9 protein-coding genes are annotated in these 10,035 nt (G+C 64.0%); 5 read left to right on the forward strand and 4 right to left on the reverse strand.

Annotated elements, in window-relative coordinates; all coding sequences use genetic code 11:
• Entirely contained in the window at window positions 1-723 is a 723-nt protein-coding gene (gene nagB / locus ACFPB1_RS25075; protein ID WP_379228935.1) for a glucosamine-6-phosphate deaminase, read from the reverse strand.
• Between the two features lie 196 nt (window positions 724-919).
• On the opposite strand from nagB, the gene fni reads away from it, so the two are divergent.
• Entirely contained in the window at window positions 920-1,981 is a 1,062-nt protein-coding gene (gene fni / locus ACFPB1_RS25080) for a type 2 isopentenyl-diphosphate Delta-isomerase (protein WP_379228936.1), read from the forward strand.
• Between the two features lie 290 nt (window positions 1,982-2,271).
• On the opposite strand, the gene ACFPB1_RS25085 is transcribed toward fni, so the two are convergent.
• The 3 genes from ACFPB1_RS25085 to ACFPB1_RS25095 are packed head-to-tail and all read right to left on the reverse strand — an operon-like array spanning window position 2,272 to window position 5,808.
• Window positions 2,272-3,369 (reverse strand): Ger(x)C family spore germination protein, encoded by a 1,098-nt coding sequence (locus ACFPB1_RS25085; protein ID WP_379228937.1) that lies wholly within the window; start codon window positions 3,367-3,369, stop codon window positions 2,272-2,274.
• Window positions 3,326-4,483 carry a GerAB/ArcD/ProY family transporter gene (locus tag ACFPB1_RS25090; RefSeq protein WP_379228939.1) on the reverse strand — a complete coding sequence of 386 codons (1,158 nt, stop codon included), beginning with the start codon at window positions 4,481-4,483 and terminating at the stop codon, window positions 3,326-3,328. Before ACFPB1_RS25090 ends, ACFPB1_RS25085 begins: the two co-directional genes overlap by 44 nt.
• Window positions 4,480-5,808: a spore germination protein gene (locus ACFPB1_RS25095; RefSeq protein ID WP_379228940.1), complete on the reverse strand. Its 1,329-nt coding sequence runs from the start codon at window positions 5,806-5,808 to the stop codon at window positions 4,480-4,482. Before ACFPB1_RS25095 ends, ACFPB1_RS25090 begins: the two co-directional genes overlap by 4 nt.
• Window positions 5,809-6,013: 205 nt before the next feature.
• Between ACFPB1_RS25095 and ACFPB1_RS25100 the strand changes: the two genes are divergently transcribed.
• From ACFPB1_RS25100 to ACFPB1_RS25115, 4 genes are all read left to right on the forward strand, one after another.
• Entirely contained in the window at window positions 6,014-7,015 is a 1,002-nt protein-coding gene (locus ACFPB1_RS25100; RefSeq protein WP_379228941.1) for an MBL fold metallo-hydrolase, read from the forward strand.
• Window positions 7,016-7,054: 39 nt separating this feature from the next.
• Window positions 7,055-8,524 carry a CapA family protein gene (locus ACFPB1_RS25105; RefSeq protein WP_379228942.1) on the forward strand — a complete coding sequence of 490 codons (1,470 nt, stop codon included), beginning with the start codon at window positions 7,055-7,057 and terminating at the stop codon, window positions 8,522-8,524.
• 6 nt (window positions 8,525-8,530) lie between these two features.
• A complete protein-coding gene (locus ACFPB1_RS25110; RefSeq protein WP_379228943.1) occupies window positions 8,531-9,265 on the forward strand; it encodes a glycerophosphodiester phosphodiesterase in 735 nt (244 codons plus the stop codon).
• Between the two features lie 213 nt (window positions 9,266-9,478).
• On the forward strand, window positions 9,479-10,035 hold a 557-nt coding region (locus ACFPB1_RS25115; protein WP_379228944.1), incomplete at its 3' end, for a DUF92 domain-containing protein.

Below are 10,035 nucleotides of genomic sequence, written 5' to 3' on the forward strand. Positions count from 1 at the left end.
TTACAACAACCTCCCTGCCTCTCGATCGACCAGAACCGTCACGTTCTTGTGCGTTTGGAGCAGCGATGCGGGCACCTCCGTCGTGATCGGCCCCTGCAGCGCCTGCTTGAGGATGCCGGCTTTGTCCGAACCCTTGACGACGAGCAGGATGGCGTCCGCCTTCAGAATGGAGCCGACGCCCATCGTAATGGCCCGTGTCGGCACGTCTTCGAGGGAATCGAAGAAACGTGCGTTCGCCTCCCGCGTCTCCGGCTCGAGCTCCACGATATGCGTGCCGCCCTGCAGCGCGCGATCCGGTTCGTTGAAGCCGATATGGCCGTTATGGCCGAGTCCGAGAAGCTGAATATCGACAGGCTGCTCCTCCAGCATCCGGTCGTAAACGGCGCACTCCGCCTCCAAATTCGCCGCCATCCCGCTGGGCAGATGGGTGCGGCCGGCCTGAAGATCGACGTGGGCGAACAAATGGCGGTGCATGAACCGCGCGTAGCTCTGCTCGTGATCGGGCGCCAGGCCGACATATTCGTCCAGATTGAAGGTGGTCGCGTATTTGAAGGAGAGCTCGCCTCGCTGATACAGCTCTATCATTTTTTCATAAATGCCGATCGGTGTCGAGCCCGTCGCCAGGCCGAGCGTCGAATCGGGCTTCGCTTTGAGCGCGGCCGCAAACAGTCCCGCGGCGTAGCTGTCCACTTCGGTCGCCGTGTCGAATACTTTCACTTGCATGGTGATGGCCTCCCTAACTCCGTTTGCCATTAGTATAAGCCAGTTTGTTTCAAACGACAATAAAAATGATTACAAAAATCAATTTAACGAAAATTTCGATCAAAAATTTCGTTTCGTCGGTGAAACTTGCGGGCCCGCCCGAAACTATGCCATGATGGATCAAAGGTGAAGAAGATGGAAGGGGCATACGTTCAGCATGGCAGACAGCGTAAACGCGGAGCACGAGGCGACCGCGAACCGAAAAGGCGAGCATATCCGCATTTGTTTGGAAGAGCAGGTGCAGAGCACGGGGAGCGGCCCCGGCTTCGACCGCTTCCGGTTCCGGCACCAAGCGCTGCCGGAGCTTGATTTCGGCGAGATCGATCTGAGCGTCTCCTTCCTGGGCAAGCGGCTGCGGACCCCGCTGCTGATCAGCTCCATGACGGGCGGCACGGACGAGACGGCCCGGATCAACGCGCGCCTCGCCGAGGCTGCGGAGGCGAGGGGCTGGGCGATGGGGCTTGGTTCCATGCGCGCGGCCATCGAGAACGAGTTGCTGGCGCCGACATTCCGCGTGCGGCGCCTGGCGCCGAATATACCGATCATCGCCAACCTGGGTGCCGTCCAGCTCAATTACGGCTACGGCGCCGATCAATGCCGGCGGGCGGTCGAGCTGGCGGAGGCGGACGCACTCGTGCTGCATTTGAACAGCCTGCAGGAAGTGTTCCAGCCGGAGGGGAACACGGATTTTCGCGGACTGCTGCAACGGATCGGCGATGTCTGCCGAAGCCTCGGCGTGCCGGTCGGCATCAAGGAGGTCGGCTGGGGCATCGATGCGAGAACGGCGAAGGCGCTGCTGGAGGCCGGCGCGGCGTTCATCGACGTCGCCGGCGCCGGCGGCACATCGTGGAGCCAAGTGGAGAAGCACCGCGCCCGGGACGAGCTGCGTGCGGACGCCGCCGCGGCCTTCGCCGACTGGGGCACGCCGACCGCGGTTTGCGTCCGCGACGCACGGGCGGCGCTGCCGGACGCGGCGCTCATCGCGAGCGGCGGCCTCGCGAACGGGGTCGACGCCGCGAAGGCGATCGCGCTCGGCGCCGACCTCGCCGGCTTCGGCCGCTCGCTGCTCGGCGGCGCGGCGGCGCCCGGCGACGGCGGCGCCGAGCCGCTGATGCGCGTCATGGCGCGCATCGAGTTCGAGCTGCGCGCCGCGATGTTCGGCATCGGCGCGGCAACGGTCGGCGCGCTGCGCGCGACGGACCGGCTGCTGCCGGTCTAGCCGCGTCAGCGCGAGCGCGCAAAAAGGGCAGGCCCGTTCGGGGAACGGGACGCTGCCCTTTTTGCGTTTGCCCGGCCGCACGCGCCGGCCGCGCAGGCTGCGCTTGCCTCATACTCGCGAGCTGTGCCAGCCTCGTCGCGACTGCCCCGTTCGCGCCGATGCCCGTCCGCACAAGCTTGTCCGTCTTGTCGCGTTTGCCCGGCCGCCCCGTTCGCGCCGATGCCCGCCCGCTTAAGCTTGTCTGCCTCGTCGAGTATGCGCCGTCCTCATTCGTGCGCACGACGCCGGTCTTATTTGACCAGTCCCGTGCCTTCAATTTTGACATTGACCTTGACGTCGAACTTGAGCTGCGGGTAGATGCGCTGCCAATCCTTCCACGTTTGATCGGTGCCGGCGTGCGTCGCCCGGTAGCGGAGCCCGAAGCCGAACGGGTCGACGTCTTTCCGCTGGGCTTTCTTCAAGAGCTTCTCGATTTCCGCCGCGATCTGCGTGTTGAACAGCGCCTCCAGCTCCTTCCAGTTCTCCCCGTACACCCCGATCGGCGCCTCCTCGAAGATGCCGCTGACGTTCAGCCACAGCCGCAGCACCGGCTCCCCCTTGACGGTCGCGATCTTGTAATGCGATGTAATATGGTCGACGTTGATGACCATCGTCACGCCATCCTTCACGGCGGCGACCGTCGATTTCGAGTCCCGGTACCGGATCTGGCTGTACGTCTCCGTCTCGGCGGGGGAGACGATGTCCACCAGCTTCGTCTTGTTCAGCAGGGCGATCCGGGTAACCGCGTATCCGGAATCTTCGGCCCGAATGACCGGCAGGATCGGATCGATCCCGTGCTCCTCGTGCCGGCGGATGAAATCGAATATATAAATGGGTATCAGGTACGAGGATTGCGTGCCGTCCTTGCCGAACATCACAAACAGCGTATTGCCGGGATACCGCTCGGTCTTCGGCTCGACCTCGACGATCGTCTTGGCGTCCGGCTGGCCGACGGTCAGGAACGCGATGCTCTGCACGTCGCGCCGGCGGGACAGCCAGCGGAGAGGTTCCGTGTAGTCCCGGCGGGCGAGCCGCTCGCCGATCACGAATATCTTGCAATGGCCGAAATCCAGCTCCTTGTCGACGTGGGATTTGAGCAGGCGCACGGCCTCCGCGATGGACGTGGCGTCCATCGTCAGAAATTCGTTTTTGCCGGCGCCGGGCTCGACCTTGGGCGAGGGCACCGCCAGGCGCAGCGTGATTTTGTAGCCCTTCGCCCCTTTGTCCGTTGGATCGATGCCCATCGCGACGACGAAGAAGCGTTTGTCAATGTCCCTGAAGCCGCATCCGCTCATGGCGGACAGGCTAAGCGCCATCAGCGCCAGCAGCATTAGTCGAAGTCGTTTCATGGCTCACCAGTTTCTTTTTTTTGCCGGTCCCGAATAGGCTCAGCACGAAGATGAAGAGCACGGACAGGATCTCCCCGTAGGCCCGCGCCACAATCCATTGGCTCGTAAACCGCAGGTTTTGCTTTTCGTCGAAAAAATACCCGTACGCGACCGTCAGCACGGCGAAGATGCCGACGATGACCCAGTTGGCGCGCGGCGTCCGGGCGGGGTCGATGTCCGTCCTCGGCTTCGGCAGGCAGGCCTTCACCATCTCCATCGCCATATGCCAGCCGATGGTCGCGAAGATGAGCGACAGCATCAGATAGAGCAGCAGAAACACGAAGATGACCCGTTCGATGAAGCCGTAGCTCATGATCAGCGTGTCCGAGGTGACGCTCCACACGTACAAGTAGTCGGCGACGCCTTCCGTTCCGTGGAACCCGATCGGCACGATGAATGTCGTGATCAGGATGAGGCAGCAGAAGACGGGGAGAATCCAGCGGTGCCGCAGACGGAAGTTCGGCGAGAACAGCCGGTTGAACATGAAGAAGTTCATATAGCCCGTAAATACGAACAAAGCCGCGGCGAACGGTTCGATCCGGGGCATCCGGTTCCAATAATGCGAGACCGTCCGGATCGCGTCCCAGTCCAGCATCTGGCTGCGAACGGCCTTGAACAGCAGGAACAGGATGACCGGCGCGCAGATCATCAGACCGATCTCGACGACGAACATGACCGTCAGCGTGGACCTCGTCGCGGCATAGAGGCAGACGAGCGCCATGAACGCGAGCACGATGATCGAGCTGGTGTCGGGATTGAAGAACCGGTTAATCAGCACGGAGAAGGCGTACATCGAGATGGAGGCGGCCGTCAGCCACATGAACGCGCAGAGCAGCAGGAACGGCACGGTCAGCCACCTCGGCAGATAGAGCGACAAGATCTCGGGCAGCCCCCGTCCCGGAAACTTCCGCATGACGCGGGTGTACAGCAGGGCGAGCGTCGTGCCGACGACGGCGGCGCACAGCATCGACATGATCGCCCCGTTGTACCGGTACTGGATCAGCATGTACGGAACGAACAGCATGAGGTTCAGCAGACTGACGAGCAAGATATTGTAATAGAAGTAACGGCTCATTCCCGCGCCACCTGCCCGATGTCGGCCGATTGGGAGCGGGACCGCCCGAAGAGCCGGAAGTACGGTTTGCCGAAGCTGCGCAGATCGGCCAGATAGACCAAGTAGCAGAAGACGCCGAGCGTAACCCCGGAGATGCCGAAGAAGATGGCGGGGATGATCAGCGGGTACTTCAGAAACCGGATCGCCGTTGACATGTTGTTCACGGGAATGACGAAGTTCGAGATCGCCACGACGGACGTGACGATGATCATGATGCTGCTGACGAGCCCCGCTTGCTGCGCTGCTTGGCCGAGGATGAGGCCGCCGACCGTCGTGGCCGTCGAGCCGATGTACTTGGGCAGGCGGACACTGGCTTCGATCAGCGATTCGATCATGAACAGCATGATGAAGACCTCCACGAACGACGGATACGGGACGGCGGAACGGCTGCCGGCGATGGAGAACGACAGCTGCACGCGGAACAGCTCCGGGTTGTACGACATGATCGCGACGTACAGCGCCGGCAGCGTGATGGTCAGCGCCACGGCGAAGTAGCGCAGTGTGATCATGGCGCGCGTCATCCAGAAGGACTCGTAATCGTCGTCCACGGCGTGCAGGAAGTCGAAGAAGGTGGAAGGCATGATGATGGCGAACATCGAGCCCTGCATCATCAGCACCACTTTGCCGTCCTCGAGGCCCGAGCACACGCGGTCCGGCCGTTCCGACAGCATCATCGATGGGAACAGGCGGTAGCGGTCGCCGAGCGACCGGACCAGCTCGCCGGTGGCCGTATAGACCGGATCCGAGACGCGCTCCAGCTTCGCGCGGACGTGGCTGAGCACGGTGGCGTCGACCCGGCGCTTGTCGTAGATGAGCACCATCCGGGATTTCGAGATCGTGCCGAGCGTCCGTTCCTCGACGGCCAGCTCCTCGCTCGGGTAGCGGCTGCGGATGATGTTGATGGAATCGATCAAATCTTCGCTGAGCGCGATCTGCGGGCCCATGATGACGGTTTCGACCATTGTCTGCGGGTTCTCGTTGCGGATGATCCGCGCGACGTCGAGCTTGTAGACCTTGCCGTTCAGGAGCACCAGCGCGAAGCCGTGCAGCAGCGTCTCGGCCCATTTGGCGGGATCGTCGACGTGCTTGAACGACGGATTGCGCTTGACCAGCTCGTCGAAGGGATGCTCTTGTTTCGTAAAAGGGACGAGAATGAAATCGCTGACCTTGCTCTCGTCGCACAGCGAAGAGATGTAGGCGACTTCGATGATGAGCGATTCGTTCTGCAGGCGGTTCATCGTCAAGTCCCGCGATTCGGCGAATAACGTCTCGAGCCGGTTCAGCATGGCAGCCCGTCCTTTCGTCCATGATTGCCGCTCCGATCTGGAAACGGCTGGCAGCTTGCTTTAGTATGGATGGCCGGTTAGAAAAATATGCCTCCTCCGGCATTTTGCCAGATTTGCGGCCGTACGGTACAATTGAACTCAGTTAAGGCCGGTTATCCTTCGCGCGCGAGCGTTGTATAGGAATCGGCGCCGGGAGGGCTCGATATTGGGCGGATTGGCAGGAAGGCCGGCGGCAACGCCGCGGCTGGAAGGAATAACGCAGGTGAGGGTGCCGCTGCCCTTCTCGCTGAAATGGGTCAACAGCTATTTGCTCCGGGACGACCGGGGCTACACGTTGGTCGATCCGGGCTTGCATACGCCGGAGGCGGTCGCGTCCTGGGAGGCGGTCATGGCCGAGCACGGCGTGGCGTTCGCGGATATTCATACGATCGTGCTGACGCATCAGCATCCCGATCATTACGGGCTGGCGGGCTGGTTCCAGCAGCGGAGCGGAGCGCCGGTGCGCATGTCGGCAGCAACCCATGCGTACGCGCGGCGGCTGTGGGGGGCGGACGGCGGTGCGGCCTTCAAGGCGGAGCTGACGGCGCTGTACGCGCGCCACGGCATGCCGGCGGAAGCCGTCGCGACGCTCGGGCCGCATCTGGACAGTTTCTTGGCGAAGGTCGCGCCGCAGCCGGCGGTGACGTTCCTCGAGGCGGGGGAGACCGTCCGGATGGGGGGCGCGGAGTGGCTGGCGATCGATGCGCCGGGGCATGCCAGCGGACAGCTGGTCTTCTACGCGGCGTCCAAAAGATGGATGCTCTGCGGCGACCAGGTGCTGCCGACGATCACGCCGAATGTCAGCGTCGTGCCCGGTGAGGACGACCGGCAGCTGGAGCGGTTTCTTGCGAGCTTGCGGGAACTGTCCCGGTACGACGTCGACCTGGCGTTTCCCGGCCATCGGGAGCCGTTCGACCGGTTCGCGGAGCGGACGGCGGAGCTGGCGGCGCATCACGAGCGCCGGCTGGCGGAGATCGCCGCGCTCCTCCGGGAGGAGCCGCTGACGGGCTATGCGCTGTGCATGCGGCTGTTCGGCGAACGGATCGCCGGGGACGCGCATCATCTGCGGTTCGCGATGTCGGAAACGCTGGCCCACGTCTTCCATCTGGAGCATGGCGGCCGGATCGGCAAGCGCGGAAGCGATGGCATCTATACGTATTTTGCTTAGAGGGAACGCGTCGTTCCCGGAAAAGGAGCCCTCACTTATATGGTCATGTCACGCTCGGAATCCCATCAACGCCGGAAGCGGGAGCGGTCTAGGCGGCTGCGGCGGCTGACCGCTGTCAATCTCGTCCTGCTGCTGGCCGTCGGCGCGTTCGCCGTCGTCTATGCGCTGCAGCGCGGCGACGATGGCGCCAGTCCGGATAAGCCGGACGCTGCGATGAACACGAACGGAGGAGCCGCGGACGCCGGAAAAGGAGACAACGAAGCCGGCGCGCCGCCGGCCGCGAACGGGGAAGACGGCCAAAGCGGCCAAGACGGCCCGCAAGCGGGCGATGCCGGCGGCGAGCTGCCGGCCGGCCAGGCGCACGGCGGAGCGGGAGGCGCCGCCGTGAACGGCGGAACCGGCGGCGATGCCCCCGGCGGAACCGGGGGCATCGCCGCCGGAGGGAAGCCGGACGGGGGCGCGCCGGGTACGGATGCGGGCGCGAACGGTGGAGCGGGGAGCGGCAACGCCGCCGCCCCGGGCTCGAGCGGGGGCGGCGCGCCGGCAGGCGCCGGAACCGGGGCCGACGTGGCGAATCTGTCCTTCACGGGCGATATTTTGCTGGCGGCGTCAGTCGAGAAGCTCATGTTGAAGAACGGTTACGACTATCCGTACGCGAAAGCGCGGAACTATTTGCAGCTGTCCGATATCACGGCCGCGAATTTGGAGACGCCCATCACGCTGCGCGGCACGCCGGCGCCGAATAAGCAGTACGTGTACAAAGCGTCGCCCGATGCCCTGCCTGCGCTGATCGACTCCGGGATCGACCTGGTCAATCTGGCGAACAACCATACGCTGGACCAGGGCGAAGTCGGCCTGCTCGATACGATCGGGTATCTGAGCAAGGTCAAGCTGCCCAACGTCGGCGCAGGCCGCAACGACGCGGAAGCGTTCAAGCCGGTCATCAAGGAAGCGAACGGCATCCGGATCGCCTACCTCGGCTTGACGCGCGTCGTGCCGGTCGGCTCGTGGAAGGCGGGACCGAATCATCCAGGCCTCGCGGAATCGTACGATCCGACGCGGGCGATCGCCGCGATTAAGAAAGCGAAGACGGAAGCGGACGTCGTCGTCGTCATGGTTCACTGGGGCACGGAGCTGGCCGACCTGCCGAACGCGGATCAGAAGCGGCTCGGCCACGCGTACGTCGATGCCGGGGCGGATCTGGTCGTCGGCAGCCACCCGCACGTGATGCAAGGGTTCGAGGCTTATAAGGGCAAATGGATCGCCTACAGCCTCGGCAATTTCGTATTCAGCGGCATGCCCGACAAGCGGACGGCCGATACCGGCGTGCTGGATGCCGCGTGCAGCGCGGGCGGCGCCTGCTCGCTCGCGTTCCACCCGATGCGCGCGGTCCAATCGCAGCCGGCCCCGCTGGAAGGCGGCGAAGCCGCCGCGCTGCTGAAGCGGCTGGATGGCATCTCCATCCATGCGACGATCGACGCGAACGGCCTTATTCATTCGAAGGAGTGATTCTTCATGCTTAATCCATGCGTCGCCCACCGGGGCGCCTCCGGGATCGCGCCGGAAAATACGATGGCGGCATTCCGCGCCGCGATGGCGTTCCCGTTCGTGCAGTGGATCGAGCTCGACGTGCAGCTGTCCAAGGACGGCATTCCGGTCGTCATTCACGACGATTCGCTGCGCCGGACGGCGAAGACGCCGGGCCGGGTGAGCGACTATACCGCCGAAGAGCTGGGCCGGATGGACGCGGGCAGCTGGTTCGGCAAGCCGTTCGCGGGGGAAGGAATTCCGTCGCTGGAGCAGGTGTTGGATGCGACTGTGGGGCGCTGCCGGCTCAACATCGAGCTCAAGACGTACGGCGGCCGTTACCCGGACATGGAGAAGAAGGTCGTCGACCTGCTGTACGCCAAAAGGCTGGAACATGACACCGTCATCACCTCCTTCGACCGGAACGCGCTCGTCAAGGTACGGGAACTGTCGAAGGACGTACGGACGGGACTGATCATCGACGCGCTGCCTTGGACGCTGAAGGAAGACCTGAAGCGGCTCGGCGCCACGTTCCTGTCCATCGGCTATACGCGCATATCGGAGACACTGCTCGCGGATTTGCGCAAAGCGAACCTGGCCGTCATGGCATGGACCGTCAACGATGCCCCGATGATCAAGCGGTTGGCGGGCTTGAGCAGCACGCTGATGATTTGCACCAATTACCCCGACCGCTATGCGGAGGTCATGAATGCAAAGGTATAGGCCGGCGGCGCTGCGCCGGCACGACAAAGACGCATAGCCGCGGAAGCCCGCGCTATGCGTCTCGTTTATTAGTCGCCGCGTTTGTATCTTCATATTGTTAAACACCAGTCCGCATTATTCTTCATGAAGTCGGCAGAGAAAGACAAATTTCGACAGATCGCTTGTCGTATACTTGAAAAGCAGCGATCGGTTGCGAGAAGGGAGGACCCGCGGATGGATGTGTGGCTGCGAGCGGCGGCGGGGCTGATCGGCAGCGCCGCGATCGCGGGCGCTGCGTACCGGCTCCGTTCGCTGTCGGGGTCAGGCGCTTGGTCGGCCGCGATCATGGGCACGGGCTACGTCGCGCTCGGCGGGCCGTTTTGGTTCGGGGCGCTGCTGGCGTTCTTCCTGTCTTCGACGCTGTGGTCGAAGTGGAAGCGGCGGCACGCGCGGAAGGAGGCGGCGGAGGCGAATTACGCCAAGACCGGCAGGCGGGACGCGATGCAGGTATTTGCGAACGGCGGGCTGGGCTTGCTGCTTTGCGCCGGTCATTTCCTATGGCCGGCGGCCGGGTGGGCGTACGCGTTCGCCGGCGTCATGGCCGCGGTCAACGCGGACACGTGGGCGACGGAGATCGGCGCGCTGAGCCGCCGGACACCGCGCTCGGTGCTGACCGGCCGCCGGGTCGCGGCCGGCACGAGCGGCGGCGTGACGCCGCTCGGCAGCGGCGCAGCGCTGGCCGGCGCCGCCTTCATCGGCGCCGCGTGCGCCCTGCTCGCGCCCGCGCTGGC

This window comes from Paenibacillus sp. GCM10023250 (assembly GCF_042653205.1).
In the GTDB taxonomy this organism is placed as follows: domain Bacteria; phylum Bacillota; class Bacilli; order Paenibacillales; family Paenibacillaceae; genus Paenibacillus_Z.

What these genes read in the sequence shown, in the direction of transcription:
- ACFPB1_RS25105 (WP_379228942.1), top strand. Translation starts at nt 7,055, where the DNA reads ATGGTCATGTCACGCTCGGAATCCCATCAACGCCGGAAGCGGGAGCGG.
- ACFPB1_RS25085 (WP_379228937.1), bottom strand. Translation starts at nt 3,369, where the DNA reads ATGAAACGACTTCGACTAATGCTGCTGGCGCTGATGGCGCTTAGCCTG.
- ACFPB1_RS25090 (WP_379228939.1), bottom strand. Translation starts at nt 4,483, where the DNA reads ATGAGCCGTTACTTCTATTACAATATCTTGCTCGTCAGTCTGCTGAAC.
- fni (WP_379228936.1), top strand. Translation starts at nt 920, where the DNA reads ATGGCAGACAGCGTAAACGCGGAGCACGAGGCGACCGCGAACCGAAAA.
- ACFPB1_RS25095 (WP_379228940.1), bottom strand. Translation starts at nt 5,808, where the DNA reads ATGCTGAACCGGCTCGAGACGTTATTCGCCGAATCGCGGGACTTGACG.
- nagB (WP_379228935.1), bottom strand. Translation starts at nt 723, where the DNA reads ATGCAAGTGAAAGTATTCGACACGGCGACCGAAGTGGACAGCTACGCC.
- ACFPB1_RS25110 (WP_379228943.1), top strand. Translation starts at nt 8,531, where the DNA reads ATGCTTAATCCATGCGTCGCCCACCGGGGCGCCTCCGGGATCGCGCCG.